Source organism: Pseudomonas sp. THAF187a (genome assembly GCF_009363395.1).
GTDB lineage: Bacteria > Pseudomonadota > Gammaproteobacteria > Pseudomonadales > Pseudomonadaceae > Aquipseudomonas > Aquipseudomonas khazarica.
Genome location: NZ_CP045349.1, coordinates 798,133 through 813,930, shown reverse-complemented (window position 1 = coordinate 813,930; position 15,798 = coordinate 798,133). Strand labels below are relative to the sequence as shown.

General features: G+C 67.8%; 11 protein-coding genes and 1 pseudogene. 4 read left to right on the top strand and 8 right to left on the bottom strand.

Translation table 11 applies throughout. The annotated features are described in order from the left end of the window. Positions 1-249: 249 nt before the first annotated feature. Positions 250-1,386, top strand: coding sequence for a GGDEF domain-containing protein (locus FIV02_RS03690; RefSeq protein ID WP_152487829.1), 1,137 nt, complete (start codon positions 250-252; stop codon positions 1,384-1,386). On the opposite strand, the gene FIV02_RS25160 is transcribed toward FIV02_RS03690, so the two are convergent. From FIV02_RS25160 to FIV02_RS03670, 5 genes and pseudogenes are all read right to left on the bottom strand, one after another. Next, positions 1,376-2,080: a methyl-accepting chemotaxis protein gene (locus FIV02_RS25160; RefSeq protein WP_371923263.1), complete on the bottom strand. Its 705-nt coding sequence runs from the start codon at positions 2,078-2,080 to the stop codon at positions 1,376-1,378. The genes FIV02_RS03690 and FIV02_RS25160 overlap by 11 nt on opposite strands. 207 nt (positions 2,081-2,287) lie before the next feature. After that, positions 2,288-3,262: pseudogene (locus FIV02_RS25155) on the bottom strand (cache domain-containing protein); the annotation flags it as partial. A gap of 237 nt (positions 3,263-3,499) precedes the next feature. Continuing rightward, a complete protein-coding gene (gene pbpC, locus FIV02_RS03680) occupies positions 3,500-5,821 on the bottom strand; it encodes a peptidoglycan glycosyltransferase PbpC (protein WP_152487827.1) in 2,322 nt (773 codons plus the stop codon). Positions 5,822-5,902: 81 nt separating this feature from the next. Beyond that, entirely contained in the window at positions 5,903-6,247 is a 345-nt protein-coding gene (locus FIV02_RS03675) for an endonuclease domain-containing protein (protein WP_152487826.1), read from the bottom strand. A 125-nt stretch (positions 6,248-6,372) separates the two neighbouring features. Continuing rightward, the gene (locus FIV02_RS03670; protein ID WP_152487825.1) at positions 6,373-11,271 is read right to left on the bottom strand and encodes an alpha-2-macroglobulin; all 4,899 of its coding nucleotides are present in this window, start codon (positions 11,269-11,271) and stop codon (positions 6,373-6,375) included. Between the two features lie 163 nt (positions 11,272-11,434). On the opposite strand from FIV02_RS03670, the gene FIV02_RS03665 reads away from it, so the two are divergent. The 3 genes from FIV02_RS03665 to FIV02_RS03655 are packed head-to-tail and all read left to right on the top strand — an operon-like array spanning position 11,435 to position 14,293. Continuing rightward, entirely contained in the window at positions 11,435-12,814 is a 1,380-nt protein-coding gene (locus FIV02_RS03665) for an MATE family efflux transporter (RefSeq protein WP_152487824.1), read from the top strand. After that, the gene (locus FIV02_RS03660) at positions 12,786-13,814 is read left to right on the top strand and encodes a diguanylate cyclase (protein WP_152487823.1); all 1,029 of its coding nucleotides are present in this window, start codon (positions 12,786-12,788) and stop codon (positions 13,812-13,814) included. The genes FIV02_RS03665 and FIV02_RS03660 overlap by 29 nt, the downstream gene beginning before the upstream one ends. A 17-nt stretch (positions 13,815-13,831) precedes the next feature. Continuing rightward, the gene (locus tag FIV02_RS03655) at positions 13,832-14,293 is read left to right on the top strand and encodes a DUF2214 family protein (RefSeq protein WP_152487822.1); all 462 of its coding nucleotides are present in this window, start codon (positions 13,832-13,834) and stop codon (positions 14,291-14,293) included. 3 nt (positions 14,294-14,296) lie between these two features. Here the strand turns inward: FIV02_RS03655 and FIV02_RS03650 are convergent, their stop codons facing one another. Genes FIV02_RS03650 through FIV02_RS03640 form a run of 3 tightly spaced genes read right to left on the bottom strand, consistent with a single transcriptional unit; the run spans position 14,297 to position 15,784 of the window. Beyond that, positions 14,297-14,728 carry a carboxymuconolactone decarboxylase family protein gene (locus FIV02_RS03650; protein WP_037052619.1) on the bottom strand — a complete coding sequence of 144 codons (432 nt, stop codon included), beginning with the start codon at positions 14,726-14,728 and terminating at the stop codon, positions 14,297-14,299. Further along, the gene (locus FIV02_RS03645; RefSeq protein ID WP_037052616.1) at positions 14,725-15,348 is read right to left on the bottom strand and encodes an FMN-dependent NADH-azoreductase; all 624 of its coding nucleotides are present in this window, start codon (positions 15,346-15,348) and stop codon (positions 14,725-14,727) included. Before FIV02_RS03645 ends, FIV02_RS03650 begins: the two co-directional genes overlap by 4 nt. Before the next feature lies 1 nt (position 15,349). Beyond that, positions 15,350-15,784, bottom strand: a complete 435-nt coding sequence (locus tag FIV02_RS03640) for a GNAT family N-acetyltransferase (protein ID WP_051800588.1) — start codon at positions 15,782-15,784, stop codon at positions 15,350-15,352. Positions 15,785-15,798 lie beyond the last annotated feature (14 nt).

Genomic DNA, 15,798 nt, shown 5'->3' with positions numbered 1-15,798 from the left:
CCCGTTTTGTTGCAATCGTGCGCAGTGCAGTCTCCGACTGCGACGAACACCCACGGGTTCTTACGCCAGGGGCAGGCAAACGTAACGGGACATTGCCCGCCGGGGCCGGAAACGACAGGCGGCGCGCAGTAGTGGCGATTCGACATTCATCTCCCCGCAAAAAGCGCTATGCTCTGGCGAACTGGCTTCTGTGATCACAAAAACTCCAGGAGAGGGCACCGACCTCTCCAGCGAGGCCCAAGCAGAGAAATGACCGACGCCGAAGTACCGCGCCAGCCAACGACCTTCGCCCTGTGGCGCGAAGTGGACGACACGCGCATCCGCACCCGCGTGGGCGGACTCTTCTACCTGCTCGCCTGGCTGCTGACCTGGATATTCAGCGCCTCTCCGGCAGGTGTCGTCGTCAGTGGCGTGCTGGGCAGCTGCCTGTTCGCCGGATTGCTGATCGCCCGGCTGCTGCATCGCCCCAACGCGATCGACGATCCGCAGCAGCTGAAACACTGGCTGGATCGTCACTGGGGGCTGATTCTGCTGACGGCGTTCTGCTGGGGCCAGGCGCACGCCCTGGCGCTCTACAGCGACGCCTACGACGGCTCGGAACTGATCGCCACGCTCGCCACCGTGGCCTTCAGCACAGCAATGACCTTCAACTTCGCCATGCGCTACAGACGTGCCCTGCTGGCGCTGATCCTGCTCTACCTGCCAGGGCTCGCCGTGATGGCGTCGAACTGGGACGAGCGCCACGCCGTGCTGATCACCCTGCTCTTCTACCTGGGCTATCTGATCCTGGTGCTGGGGCGCAATCACCGTGAGTACCGCGCCACGCTGGAGCTGGAGCTGAAACTGCTGGATCAGCAGCGCCAGCTCGACCTGCTCAGCCGTACCGACAGCCTGACGCAACTGGGCAACCGCTATCAGTTCAACAACCTGTTCCCCAGCCTGGTGGCCAATGCCATACGCCAGGGCGAACCGCTGTCGCTGGTGTTGTTGGACATCGATTTCTTCAAGCAGGTCAACGACGAACACGGCCATGCCAGTGGCGATGCCTGCCTGACTGCCTTCGCCGAACGCATGCGCCGGGTCTTCCGACGCGATGCCGATGCCCTGCTGCGTCTCGGTGGCGAGGAGTTCGGCGTGCTGCTGCCGGGTACGACCCTGGCACAGGCCTGGGACCTGGCGGAGCACTTCCGGCGCGAGCTGGAAGAGGAAGGCCTGGAGCTGCCCGGACAACGCCTGGTGCTGACCACCAGCCTCGGCGTCGGCTGCTTCAACAGCCGCCACGACAGCGATGCCGACGCCTTCTTCCGTCGCGTCGACAGCGCGCTGTACCGGGCCAAGCGCGAAGGCCGCAACCGCCTGGTCTCGGCCGAGCCGGTCAGAGCCTGAACTTGCCCATCTGCCCCGTCAGGTCGTCGGCCAGGCGGCTGAGGGTCTGACAATCCTCGCGACAGGCACGGACTTCACCGGCGGTGGCATGCGCCAGGTCGGCGATGCCCTGCACGTTGCGGTTGATCTCCTCGGTCACCGAGCTCTGCTCCTCGGTCGCGGCCGCCACCTGGGTGTTCATGTCGCTGATGCGCTCGACCTGTTCGGTGATCGCCCCCAGCGACTGCCCGGTGCGCTGGCTGGACTCGACGCCGGTGCTGGTCGCCGCCTGCCCCGCATGCATGGAGCTGACCGCCGTCTCGGCGCCCTGTTTGAGGCGCTGGATCATCTGCTGGATTTCATCGGTCGAAGCCTGGGTACGGCTGGCCAGGGTACGCACTTCATCGGCGACCACCGCGAAGCCACGGCCCATCTCGCCAGCGCGTGCGGCCTCGATGGCGGCGTTGAGCGCGAGCAGGTTGGTCTGCTCGGAAATCCCGCGAATCACCGCCAGCACCTGATCGATGGAAGCCACCTGGTCGGCCAGCTCGGTGACCGCCTCGGCTGCGCTGCCGATGTCCGCCGACATCCGCTCGATATGGGCGATGGACTGCCCGACCACCTGGCGCGCACCCTGCGCCTCGTCACGCGCGGCATGCGAGGACTGCGCGGCGCTGCTGGCGTTGCGCGCGATCTCCTGCACGGTGAGGCCCATCTCATGCACGGCGGTGGCCACCATGTCGGTCATCTCCTGCTGCTGGCCGGCACGTCCGGCCGTGTTCTCCACCACCCGCGTCACCTGGCCGACCGCCGTGCGCAGGCGTTCGCTGGTCGCCAGCACGTCACCGATCAGGTCGCGCTGGCTGGCGAGAAAACGGTTGAAGCCGCGCGCCAGATCACCCAGCTCATCGGCCCTCGACTCATCAAGACGACGGGTCAGGTCACCACCGCCACCGCCGATTTCCACCAGCGCCTGAGTCACCTGACGAATCGGCCGCACCAGCCCACGCGCCAGCAGCACCACCAGGCCGAGAAACAGCAGCGCCACGGCGACGCCGATCAGGCTGGTCACCCACAGTGCCTGCCGCGCCTCGGCATAGACCTCCGCCTCCGGCACCTCGCTGACCAGCAGCCAGTCGATGCTGGCGAACTTCTGCGCCACCGCGAGAAAGGTCTCGCCATCACGCTCGAAACGCACCGCGTGGCTGTCGCCGGCCAGGACCTGGCGAGCGGCGTCGGCGCCGAAGAGTTCGCTCAGCTTGCCGCTGCCGCTCAGCTCCGAGCGCGGATGCACCTTGACGTTGCCCTGGCCGTCGACCAGGAACACCTGGCCACGCTCGCCGAAGTGGAACTCGCTGATCATCTTCGACATGTCCGCCAGGCTGTAGCCGAGCCCGGAGACGCCCAGGGTCTTGCCGCCCTGCTTGATGCGCTGGTTGATGAACAGCGTGGGCAGGCGCGTGGTCTTGTCGATGTCGATCTCCAGCGCCCGGTCGCGGTCGCTGTCGACCAGGCGATAGAACCACTGGTTCTCCGTCTGGCTGCGGTCGAGGGTGCGCATCAGCCCTTCACCGGTGGTGTAGTTGCCGCTGGCGAGGGCGACGATGGAAGTGGTCATGGCGTTCTGCTGAGCGCGCACGCCCTCGAGGTAGCGGGCGAACTCGTCGCGCCGGGTCGCGTCCTCGCCAGTGGCCAGCCAGTCCTGCACCAGGCTGTTCTCGGCGATCGAGGCATTGGCGGTGATCGGCGCGGTCAGCACCCGCTCCAGGTCGTTGCGTATCGCCAGAACCCGTGCGGGCAGCGCCTCTTCGATCAGGTAGCGCTCGGTCAGGCGATTGACCACCGCCGAGTAGATGCCGACGACGATCAGGATGCTGGCCAGCAGAGCGGCGCCCATGCTGAGGATCAACTGCCACTGGATACTGCGTTGCCAGAGACGCATGGAGGGTTCTCCCGGAGGTGGTTCGGAGCTCGACCGAGCAATTGGATACAAAATTGTACACATATTGCAAATCAGTGACCGATAGATGTCCTATCGGCGGCGCCGGCCCGGACTTTACTCGCGCCGTCCGGGGCGCTCGGCCAGGCGCCCGCGCAGAGCGGCCGGCGCCTGCCTGCGCGGCGTCGGGCGCACTCAGGGGGCGACGCTGAATTCCAGACGAGCGGTCTGGCCACCGTCGTCGAGCACGCTGAGCTGATGCCGACCGCTGTCGAAGACCTGGCTGAAGGTCGCGTCCATCGCGCTGTCGCCAAGCGGTCGACCGTCGAGGAACCACCAGCGTCGACCACTGCCGCCCAGGGCCGAGAGGCTCAGGCGCAGCGGCTCGTGATTGCCCTGCGGCCTGCGCAGGCGGTCGCCGTCGCGCACACCGACGATGGACAGCGGCGCCGCCTGGTTGCGCGGCGGCGGCGGGCAATCGGCATCCACGCCCGGCAACCGCGCACTGCGCCGTTCGCGGCGTGGCAACCAGGGCTCCAGCGGCGCCGGCCACAGGTCCAGTTCCCGCGCCTCGGCCCCCGCACAAGTGGGGCCGACGCGCTTGCCCTGGGCGTTGACCCAGTAGCGCTCGCGCAGGCCGCTGCCCAGCGGCTGATCGGCCGCCAGCAGGGTCGGTGGCGTGGTGCCCTCCAGCGTCCAGGCGAAACGCAGCCGCCGGCAGTTGGGATCGTCCTTGCTCATCGGCTGCCCCAGTGGCCAGCAGACGGCGGCGACACCGACCTCGGCCGGCTGCGGATCGGGCGGCACGGCGATGCCGCGCTGGCTGTCACGGTTGACCAGCAGATCATGCACCTGCAGCAGCAGCGGCGCGGCAGAGGCCAGGCCGAACTGGCCAGGCACCGGCGTACCGTCGGGACGACCGATCCACACACCGATCAGGTGACGCGGACCGACGCCGATGGCCCAGGCATCGCGAAAACCGTAGCTGGTGCCGGTCTTCCAGGCCAGCGTCGGGCGCTGCGCCAGGTAGGCACGCGGGTCGCGGTCGGGACGGGCCTGGCCGCTGAGAATACGGCGGATGATCCAGGCCGCCCCCGGGGACAGCAGGCGTCGCTCACGCAGCACATCGCCGGGCTGCAAACGCGGTTTGGCGGCCATGCCGCCGCGGGCGAAGGCGCTGTAGCCGGCCACCAGGGACTCCAGTCGCGCCCCGCCACCGCCGAGGATCAGCGCCAGGTTGGGCTCGGCCAGCGGCGGCAGGCGGATCGGCACGCCAGCACCGCGCAGCTCGCCGGCAAAACGCTTCGGCCCATAGGCTTCGAGCAGTTGCACGGCAGGCAGGTTGAGCGACGTGGCCAGCGCCTCGCTGGCCGACACCGGGCCGATGAAGCCCGCAGCGAAGTTGCCGGGACGGTAGTCGCCATAATGGCGCGGCACGTCCTGCAACAGCGACTCGGAATGGATCAGCCCGGCATCCAGCGCCATGCCGTAGAGGAAGGGTTTCAGCGTCGAGCCGGGCGAACGCAGCGCTCGAACCATGTCGACATGACCAAAGCGCGCGGTATCGCCGATGTCCACCGAACCCAGGTAGGCACGCACGGCCATGCTCGGATGCTCGACCACCAGGATCGCTGCCGAGGTGCGCTCGGGCAGACGCGCGCGCCAGCCCAGCAGCAGGTCTTCCAGGCGCAGCTGCAAGCCGGCGTCGAGCGTGGTGCGGATCAACGGCGGGCTGCCGGCGCGATTCAGGCGCCTGGCCAGCAGCGGCGCGAGGCTCGGCTCGCGGCGCGGGGCCAGGAACACCGGTTCCTCCAGCGCCTCGTCCACCTGCGCCTGCGGCCACACCTGGAACTCGCCCAGGCGGCGCAGCACCTTGTCACGTGCGGCCTGGGCGCGCTGCGGATGGCGGTCCGGGCGCAACCGGCTGGGCGCCTGCGGCAGTACCGCGAGCAGGGCCGCCTCGGCGCGGGTCAGCTGGCTCGGCGGCTTGCCCAGGTAACTCCAGCTCGCCGCCGCCACCCCCTGCAAGGTACCGCCAAACGGCGCCCGGTTCAGGTAAAGGGCGAGGATCTCGTCCTTGGACAGGTGCCACTCCAGCTGCGCGGTACGCCACAGCTGCTTGAACTTGCCGGGCAGATCGCGGCTGTGCGGGTCGAGCAGACGCGCGACCTGCATCGACAGCGTGCTGCCGCCGGACACCACGCGCCCGCCCGTCAGGTTCTGCCAGGCCGCCCGTGCCAGCGCCAGCGGATTCACCCCGGGGTGCTGACGAAACCAGCGGTCCTCGTAGGTCAGCAAGGCTTCCAGGTAGTAAGGCGAAACCTCGTCCGGCTGCACCGGGTAGCGCCACACGCCACCATGGTCAGCGAAGCGCCACAGCGGCGTGCCATCCTCGGCCAGCACCACACGGGCCAGATCGTCCTCGGGCAAGGGCAGCGGGAACAACTGGTCGGCGAGCCAGAGCAGGGCCAGGGGCAGCAGAAAAATCAGGAGCCAGCGACGAACTAGGCGGCGCATGCACAACCCTCTCCCCCAGCCCCTCTCCCATAAATGGGAGAGGGGAGCAGATCAGTATTCTGCGAAGCCTCGCGGCAACGTTCACGGACCATCTTGCTCGCCGATTTCAAGACGAATCTGTTCAAGTACGGCCTCTGTTTCAGCCAGTAGCTGATGATTCCAGAAGCGCAGCACACGATAACCTCGATTTTGTAGATAACGTTCACGCTGTTGATCGTATTCCCCCTGCTGCAGGTGCTGCCCACCATCGAGCTCGATGACCAGCCAGCGCTCGGTGCAGATGAAATCGACGATGTAAGGACCAATGGGTTTCTGCCGTTTGAACTTCAGACCGAGGAAACGATGCCCACGCAGGTAGTACCAGAGCCGTTGCTCGGCATCGGTCATCTCGCGACGCAGGCGTTTGGCGTTGTCGAGTAACGTCATGGTTCCTCCCTGAACCCTTGCCCTCTCCCGCAAGCAGGAGAAGGCGCTGTCTAACGCGCAAGCAGAACCTGATGCGGTCGTCCCCCTCTCCCATTTATGGGAGAGGGTTGGGGAGAGGGCCGCTTCTAACGCCCCCGCACCACCAGAGTACCCGGCGAGCTGCCCAGCGCCTGCCAGCTGGGTCGGTACATCGATTCCACCTGGGGTGGCGGCACGCGGTAGCTGCCGGGGGTCACGGCGCGGGCCAGGTACAGCAGGTGGGTGGTGCCGTAGCCCTCGACATCCACGGCAGCCACGTAGCGGTCACCGCGATATTCCTGGTGCTTGATGCGGGCGTTCTGCATGGAGCGGCGCCATTCCTTGACGCTGCTGCCCGCGTCGTCGAGGCTCGCAGCGCTTTGTGCCAGGTTCTGGTTTTCCAGCTCCAGGCCGGCGGGCAGCAGGTCGACCACCAGGGCATCGGGCACGCGCTGCTTGGCGCGCACGGCCAGGTGCACCAGCACCAGTTCGCCGCTGTCCAGGCGCTGCAGGTCGAGCGGGCGACCATCCATGCCGAGGTACTCGCGCTCGATGCTCAGGTTGTCACCTCCAGCTCGCGGCGCCTGGGTCGGGTAGCCGGACAGAGTCAGCTGCTGGTACAGCGTGGCGCTGCCGGCGTTGCTCACGCTCAGCGGCTCCGCCAGCTCGGCGCGTTCCAGCTTGATGCCCGGCTGCTGGTCGCTCAGTTCGAACTGGAAGGCACCACTGGCGAGCGCTGCGCGCCAGGTCTGCTCCGGCGTGCTGAGAATGCCGCGACCAGCGAGGAACAGCGAGTTGCGCTCCTGGGTCGACAGCCAGCGCCTGCCGGCCAGTTCATCGGCCAGATCGAACAGGCGCTGTTCGCTCTGCTCGGCAGCCAGGTCGTTCTCCTCGAGCACCGACAGGATCAGCGCCTGGTCACGCAGCGGGCTGCCGTAGTCGGCCATCCAGCGCTCGCCATCACGCTTGCGGCTCAGCCCGGCAGCCAGAGCCTGACCCGCGCGCGGACCATCGCCCATCAGCTTCAGCGCCGCCGCCAGCTGCACCAGCGGCAGACCGGAACGGGCGTCGTTGCGCCGGTCGAACAGGCTGCGCAGCGCCCCCAGCGGGGCCTGCTGGCTGCGCGCCAACACGTAGCCGGCATAGGCCTGCACGGCGAAACGGGTGTGCGCGAAGTCCTGACTGTAGCTGGCCTCGATCAGGCTGCTCTGCTGCAGGTAGCGCAGCAGGCGATCGTTGGCTTTCTTCAGCGCCTCGGCCGGCACGCCGAAGCCCTGTTCGCGGGCGCGCAGGAGGAAGTCGGTGACGTAGGCGGTCAACCAGTACTCTTCCTCGCTCTCGGCGCTCCACAGGCCGAAACCACCGCTGTGGCGCTGCATGCCGAGCAGGCGTTCGATACCCAGCTCGATGCTCTTGCGCCGCTGCTCGTCGGGCTCGCCTTCCAGGCCAAGTCGCTTGAGGCTGGCGGCATCGGCATACAGCGAGGGGTACAGGCCACTGGTGGTCTGCTCCAGGCAGCCGTAGGGATAGGCTTTGAGTGCGCGGATCTGCTCGCCGAGGTTCAGCGGCGGCCGGCTCGACAGCGCCAGCACCGCCTCCAGACCGGCTGGCTCGAACTGGTTCAGGGTGCCAGCCGGCATGCTCCACGGCTCGCCCTCGCCCAGCACGGCACGGAAGTGCTGCAGCTGCGCCGGGTAGGCTGGACGAATGCCCAGCGTCCACTCGCGGGTGAAATCACCCAGCGCCTCGTTCGGCAGCGCCAGGCCCTGCACCTCGACATGGATGCGCCCCTGGCCCAGGCCACCTTCGGCCCGTACCGGGATGCGCAGCGTGGTGCGTTCACCGTCCTTGAGGTTGATCGGCGACTCGCCTTTGCCGAGCAGACGCAGCTGGCCTTCCACGCCCAGTTGCACGTCGAGCTTCTGCTCGCTGCCGGAGAGGTTGGTCAGGTCCAGCGCCAGCGTGGTTTCGTCGCCGCCGGCGAGGAAGCGCGGCATCGACAGTTCGGCGACCAGCGGCGCCGCCACCACCGTCTTCGCCTCGGCCATGCCGAAGCGCTCATCGGTCCAGGCCTGCGCCATCAGCCGCAGCTCACCGTTGAAGTCGGGGATGTCCAGGCTGACTTCACCTTCGCCCTTGGCGTCGAGCTTCAAGGCATCGCTCTGCAGGGCGACGATCAGCACGCTGGTGTCCGGGCGCTTGCCACCGGCGGCGAGGCCGGCGTCACCCCCGAAGGCCAGGCTGGCGACGCGGCCCTGCGCCTCGATCAGTTGGCCGTAGATATCCAGTTGGTCGGCGCCATAGGCCTTGCGCCCGAAGAAGTTGGCGAACGGGTCGGGCGTGGCATAGCTGGTGATGTTGAGGATGCCGACGTCCACCGCGGCAACCAGCACGCGCACCGTCTCGGGAATGCTGCCATCGGCGTTGCGCGCGCTGACCTTGACCTTAAGCGGCTGCTTGGGTCGCATCTTCTCCGGCGCGTCCAGGCTCACCGCCAGCTTGCGCGGCGCACGCTCCAGCGGCAGGTGCAGCAGACCCACGGCACGCTTCGGCGTGACTTGCGCCTTGCGCTCACCGGGGCGCACCACCAGGGCACTCAGGTACAGGTCATGCCGCGCCCACTGCTTGTCGATCGGCAGCTCGAAGGTCTTGCCTTCGGCCGGCACACTGATTTCCTGCCACCACAGCGGCCCCTCGCTGGATTCGACCAGCAGGTAGCCATTGCCGGCGGCCGGCGGAGTGACGGTGATCTTGGCCACGTCGCCGGCGGCGTAGGCCGGTTTGTCCAGCGCCAGCTTGACCTGGTCCGGGCGCACCGCGCCGCCGTCGGCGTTGTCCTGCCAGCGGTAGCCGGCCCAGAAGCGCAGATTGCTGACCAGACCGGTCTGGTTGTCCACCACCTCGACCCGATACGGGCCCCACTCCACCGGGAAGCTGACCTTGGCAGTGCCGCCGGCGGCGATCTTCAGCGGCTCGTCGCTGAGGGTGAGGAATTTCTCGTTGTAGTTGTGGCGCCAGCCCTCGCCGTCGGAGAAGCTCCAGAAGTAGTCGCGGCGCTCGCGCACCAGGCGCACGTTGAGGTTATCGGCGGCCAGCTTGTTGCCGTCGGCGTCGGCCACGAGGATTTCGAACTCGGCGAGGCTGTCGGCATCGACCTCTTCACCGTCGAACAGGCCGCGCACACCGGGCAGGCGCTCGGCCGGCCATACCGGCTGCACCAGGCGCCGGGTGATCGGGCGACCACCGGACTCCTGCAGGCTGGCCTGGAGGATCAGACGCAGCGGCGACTTGGCGTCGCTCCAGCGGTTCTCCGGACGCAGCACGGCACGCCCTTCATCGTCGAGGTTCTGTTCGTCGAGCTCCTGGTCCTGGCTCAGGTCGGCCTCGGTGATATCGCCGAACTGGTAGCCGGGCAGGCTCGCCACAGCTTCACGCAGCGGGCGCACGTAGAGCTGCCCGCTCAGGCGATTGCCGGCGGCCGGTGCGCCATAGAGGTAACGCCCGGTCACCGCGAACTCGGCGCTGTCGCTCGGTGCGTAAGGCTGTTCCTGGCCCTTGAGTTCCAGCGCCATGCGCTCGGGCAGGAAGTCTTCGACGAGGAACTCATAGAGTTGCGGGCTGCCGTCGCCGAGGTCGAGCAGCAGTTGCCAGCGCCCGGTCGGCGCTTCCTCGGCCAGCGGCAGCTGGTATTGATAGAGGCCACCCTCGTCGGCGTTCCAGACGAATTTGCGGCTGACCTGCTCATCCGGGCGACGCACCTCGACGCTGATCGGCTGGGCCTTCACCGGGCTGCCATCGGCATCGCGCAGCAGGCCATTGAGCAGCACGGTCTCGCCTGGGCGATAGAGGTCACGCGGGCCGAACACGAAGAACTGCAGGGCGTGGGCCTTGGGACCGGTGATATCGAATTCGGCCAGGTCCAGCGCCGGGGTGTTCAGGCGCAGCAGGCTGGTCTGCTCGTCCTGCTTGGCCAACAGCACCTGGGCCTTGGCCGGCAGCGGCAATTGCGCATGGCCGGCGGAATCGGTCTTGCCCTCGGCGAGCAGTGCGCCTTCGCCGTCGAGCAGCTCCAACTGCACGCCGGACTGGGCCTTGCCGCCCTCCAGCGCCTGGGTGAAGACATCCAGGCGATCCTGGTAGCGATGCGCCGACAGGCCGATGTCGCTGAGGCTGAACAGGGTCGCCGGCTGCGAATAGCTGTAGCTGCCGGCTTCACGCATCACCGCCAGGTACACGCCGGGCTGCTTGAACGGCTCCAGGCCGGCGATCGGCAGCAGCAGGGTCTCGCGGGTGTTGCGCGCCGGGTTGAGGTCGAAGCGCCCACCGTAGACCAGATCGGCCATCGGCAGCAGCTCACGGGCTTCCCAGGTGTCCAGGTTGCTGGCGCGGCCCCAGCGCGAGAGGAAACGCGGCAGCATATCCGGCTTGATGCGGAAGAACTCGACATTGACCTTGTCGACGTTCAGGGCGATCACCGGCAGGCCCTCGGCCAGGCGGGTGGGCAACAGCGAGCCACGACTGGCGAAGCCGACGCTGGCCTGCAGGTCGCGGGTCTGGAAACGGCTGACATGCTCGCTCGCCAGTTTGCCGCCATTGATCGACTGCAGGCCGGCATCGACGGTCAGCACCAGCTTGCGCTTGGGCTCCAGGTGACGCAGGCGCAGTTCGCTGAGGTTGTCGGTCAGCTCCCAGGCGCCGTCGACCTTGCCGCTTGTGCTGTCGACCAGATGCAGGCGCTCGGCGAAGGGCTGCTCGGGATCGAGGGGAATGGAGAAGGTCACCGACAGCGTGCTGGCGCCGTCGAGCTGCACTTCGGAAACGTCGACCACCTCCAGCTCGCGACCGGCGTAGCGCTTGGCCAGCGCCTCGCGATCGACTGCGGGTCTCGCGGCCTCGGCCTGCTGCGCGGCAGGGGCGGCGGGGGTCACCGTGGCGGGAGGTTGAGAGGAATCACAGGCACTGAGCAGACTCAGTACCAAGGCCAGAAGCAGTCCTTTGTTCGGCATTGCGGGCTCCATGATCGGGGGGCGCAGAAGCCGACAACTATAGCCGAGGCATCCCCCCAGCGACGAGCCGTCCCGACGAATTCGCCAAGCCACTCACACTCCTGCCACGGCATGCGGCCAGCACAGCGCTGTGCCTATAATCGCCGCTTTGCTGGAGCCGTCCATGTCCGCCCTGCTCGACGCCTGGCGCCACGCCCCGACCCAGCGCAAGGTCTGGGCCCTGGCCGCGCCGATGATCCTCTCCAACCTCTCGGTGCCGCTGGTGGCCCTGGTGGACACCGCCGTGGTTGGCCACCTGCCGCATGCGCACCAGCTGGCGGCGGTGGCGGTCGGCGGCAGCCTGTACACCCTGCTGACCTGGGCCATGGGCTTCCTGCGCATGGGCAGCACCGGCTTCGCCGCCCAGGCGGCCGGCCGTGGCGATGGCGGCGCGCTGCGCCAGGTGCTGCTGCAGGGCCTCGGCCTGGGCGTGTGCCTGGCATTGCTGCTGAGCCTGCTGGCCATTCCCTTCAGCAGCGCGGCGCTGAGCCTGATGCAGCCGTCGGCCGAGCTGGATCAACTGGCGCGCCAGTACTTCCAGATTCGCCTGTTCGGCCTGCCCGCCAGCCTGGCGACCTATGCCCTGATCGGCTGGCTGCTGGGCACGCAGAGCGCACGCGGGCCGCTGGCCATTCTGCTCACCGCCAACCTGCTCAACGTCGGGCTGGACCTGCTGTTCGTGCTCGGCCTCGAATGGGGCGTGGCTGGCGCGGCCTGGGCCTCGGTGATAGCCGAATGGAGCGGCGCCCTGCTCGGCCTGTGGCTGACCCGCGGCGCCCTCGCACGCTACCCCGGCCACCTGGACAGCCGCGCACTGCAACGCTGGAGCAGCTGGCGCCCGCTGCTGGCGGTCAACCGTGACATTTTCATCCGCACGCTGGCGCTGCAGCTGGTGTTCTTCCTGATCACCGTGCAGGGCACGCGCCTGGGCGACGCTACGGTGGCAGCCAATGCCCTGCTGCTCAACGGCCTGACGCTGACCGCCTATGCCCTCGACGGCCTGGCGCATGCCGTCGAAGCGCTGTGCGGTCATGCGCTCGGCGCCCGTGATCGCCATGCGCTGAGGCGCGCCCTGCTGGTGGCCGGTGCCTGGTCTTTGCTGGCCAGCATTGGCTTCGCGCTGTTCTTCCTGTTCGGCGGTCACTGGTTCGTCGCCCTGCTCACCGACATCCGCGAGATACGCGCGCTGGCCCAGGTGTTCCTGCCATACCTGGCCGTGCTGCCGTTGCTGGCCGTGTGGAGCTACCTGCTCGACGGCCTGTTCATCGGCGCCACGCGGGCCCGCGAGATGCGCGACGCCATGCTCATCGCCCTGGCGCTGAGCCTGCCGCTGGCCTGGTGGCTGCAGAGCCTGGGCAACCACGGGCTGTGGTTGGCATTTCTGGCATTCATGGGGCTGCGAAGCCTGGTTCTCGGGGGCTATGCTTGGAACATGAATCGTCGCAACCTCTGGTTTCCCCCTGGAGAGATCACCGATGCTCAGTGCGCCGCTACCCGCGAATGAAGCTGAACGCCAGCAGGCCCTGGAGAGCCTGGACGTGCTCGACACACCGGCCGACCCCTACCTGGATGCGCTCACCCGTCTGGCCCGCGATCTGTTCGGGGTCAAGACAGCGCTGATCAGCCTGATCGACAACGAGCGCCAGTGGTTCAAGAGTCGCCAGGGCCTGGAGGTCGCCGAGACCCCACGCACGGTGTCGTTCTGCGCCCACGCGATCCTGCAGGACACGCCGCTGGTGGTCGAGGACAGCCACCGCGACAGCCGCTTCTGCGACAACCCGATCGTACTGCGCGCCCCGCACGTGCGCTTCTATGCCGGCCACCCACTGTTCGATGCCCAGCAGCAGGCGCTCGGCACGCTCTGCCTGATCGATCCGGCACCGCGCCGCCTCGATCGCCAGGAGCTGATGCGACTCAGGGATCTGGCCTACGTGGTGCAGGGCTACCTGCAACTACGCCACTGCGCCCACCAGGCCGATGACCTGCGCGATGCGCTGAGCCGCGAGCAGCGCAAGGGCATGCTCGACCCCCTGACGCAACTGTGGAACCGTGCCGGGCTGCTGCATTTCCTGCCGCTGGAGCAGGCGCTCGCCGAGCGCAGCGGCTTGCAGCTCGGCCTGATCTACTGCGACCTGGACCACTTCAAGCGGGTCAACGACGAGCATGGCCACGATGCCGGCGACCACGTGCTGTGGGAAAGCGCACGGCGCATGAGCGCGACGGTACGCCCGCAGGACGTGGTCACGCGCAACGGCGGCGAGGAGTTCGTCATCCTCGCCCTGGTGAAGGATGACCAGGAGCTGCTGCTGATCGCCGAACGCATCCGCCTGGCCATCGCCAGCCAGCCCATCGTGCTCGAGCACACGCAGTTGCAGCAGACCGCCAGCCTCGGCTGTGCCCTGCTCGGCCCCGGCGAGAGCAGCGGCGCGGCGCTCAAGCGCGCCGACCAGGCGCTGTATCGCGCCAAGCACGAAGGCCGCAACCGCAGCCTGCTTGCCCCCTGATCTGGAGAGGAACCCGCATGGCCGCTGCCCTCGTCGCCTACCTGCACTACCTGTCGATCTTCGCCCTGTTCGCCCTGCTCAGCATCGAGCATGTGCTGTTCAAGGCGCCGCTGGACCTGTCACGCGCGCGCAGCCTGATGATCACCGACATCGCCTACGGCATCTGTGCCGGCGTGGTCCTGGCGACCGGCGTCGCCCGCGTACTGTGGTTCGCCAAGGGCACCGACTATTACCTGGGCAACAGCCTGTTCCATGCCAAGGTCGGTCTGTTCATCCTGGTCGGCCTGCTGTCGATCCTGCCGACCTATGTCTTCTTCAATTGGCGCAACGCGGTTCAGGCCGGCCAGGTCCCGGAGCCCAGCACCAGGCAACTGCGCCTGGTGACCTGGAGCATCCGCCTGGAACTGCTGCTGTTGCTGGTAATTCCGCTGCTGGCCGCGCTGATGGCGCGTGGCTATGGCGTGATCAGCGCAGGCTGAGCGTCACAGACGCATGCCGATGGCCAGACGATTGAGGCCACTCATCAGGGCCACGGCAATGGTCAGGTCGGAGATTTCCCTGGCACTGAAGTGCGCCTCCAGCGGCTGGTAGTCCTGATCGTCGGCATGGCTGCGGGCGATCTCGCTCAGCGACTCCGCCCAGGCCAGCGCCGCTCGCTCACGCGCCTGGAAATGACGACTCACGCGCCAACCGGCCAGGCCGTCCAGCTTGGCCTGGGGCACACCCTCCGCACGTAGCGACTCGCTGTGTTTCTCCAGGCAGTAGGCACAGCCGTTGATCTGCGAGACGCGCAGATAGAGCAGTTCGATCAGTTCCTTGCCCAGCGGGCCACGCTCCAGCGCGGCCTTGGTGGCGAGCAGGCCCTGCATCGCTTCGCCGGACAGATCGTAATAGGGCTGGCGCAACGCGCTCATGGCAGGACTCCCGGCGCAGCAAGATGGGGGTTGGCATCCAGCTGCGCGCGCGCCTGCGCCAGCATCGCCTCGGCATGCGCCTGGCCGCGGACCAGGCCCTGCAGGTGAATGAACTCCAGGTCGTGGATACCGATGGTACTCAGCACATGGCGCAGGTAGGAGGTGAGGAAGTCCGGCTGCCGCGCCTGCTCGCCACGGTAGAAGCCGCCCGAGCTGACCACGACGAAGGTCGGACGATCCGCAAGCAGCCCCACCTTGCCAGCCTCGGTGGCGGCGAAGCTGCGCCCGATGCGCAGCACGTAGTCGATCCACAGCTTCAGCGCCGCCGGCACCGTGAAGTTGTGCATCGGCGTGGCGATCACCAGGCAGTCGCTGCCTTCCAGCTCGCCGATCAGTCGCTCGGAGACCTGCAACGCCGGATCGTCGCCAGGCGCCTGCGCCACCAATGCTTCGGCATAGGCCGCTGCCAGTGCCGGCAAGGGCTCGCTCGCCAGATCGCGCTCCAGCACCTGGGCCTGGGGGTGACGCTGACGCAGACGCTCGACCAGCTCCTGCGCCAGGCCGCTACCGCGACTCTGGCGACCGAAGGGGCCACATTCCAACAGGAGGATTCGCTGCATTTCAAAGCACCTCACGAAAGTGCATGCCGATGGCCAGCAAACCCTGACGGTAGTAGAACCGCTGCCCGCGTGCGTTACCCAGCGCCGTGTCCAGCACGAAGTTGGCGCAGCCCAGGCGGCGTGCCTGGGCCCGCGCCTCATCCAGCAGCCGCTCGCCGATGCCCTGGCTACGCAGGTCCTCGCGCGTCACCAGGTCATCGACATAGAAGAAGCGCCCGTGCAGCAGGTTTTCCTGCAGGCGACAACCGGCCAGGCCCAGCACCTCGTCGCCCTGGCGCGCCGCCAGCAGGCGATAACCCTGCTCGGCCTGGCGTTGCAGGCGCTGGACGAAATCGTCGGCGTCGCTCAGGTGTGGGCGCAATACGCGCATCAGGGGCAGGCAGGCACGCAGTTCGTCCGGGTCGTCGAGCCAGTCGCAGCGGTAGTCGGAAATCATGGCGGTTCTCCATC